Consider the following 301-nt stretch of genomic DNA (forward strand, 5'->3'; position numbering starts at 1 on the left):
CTAAGCGGGAAGCTCGCCTTGAGATGAGGTCTCCCACCACGTGAGTGGGTAAGGCTCCCGGTAGACGACCGGGTTGATAGGCCGGAGGTGGAAGCACGGTAACGTGTGGAGCTGACCGGTACTAATAGGCCGAGGACTTGACCACAAAGCTTTCTTGCTCGCGTCCACTAGGCAATTCTGAGACTGCAAACAGCGTTTGTTGTTTGTGTGTTTCGCGGGGTTACGGCGGTTATGGCGGGAAGGAAACACCCGGTTACATTCCGAACCCGGAAGTTAAGCTTCTCAGCGCCGATGGTACTGC

The 301-nt window shown here is 56.1% G+C and carries 2 rRNA genes; both read left to right on the forward strand.

What is annotated here, in order from left to right:
* Positions 1 to 145 (forward strand): 23S ribosomal RNA (locus AB0C16_RS41160); the annotation flags it as partial.
* Between the two features lie 76 nt (positions 146 to 221).
* Positions 222 to 301, forward strand: a 5S ribosomal RNA gene (gene rrf / locus AB0C16_RS41165); the annotation flags it as partial.

This window comes from Nonomuraea sp. NPDC048916 (genome assembly GCF_040649575.1).
Classification (GTDB): Bacteria; Actinomycetota; Actinomycetes; order Streptosporangiales; family Streptosporangiaceae; genus Nonomuraea.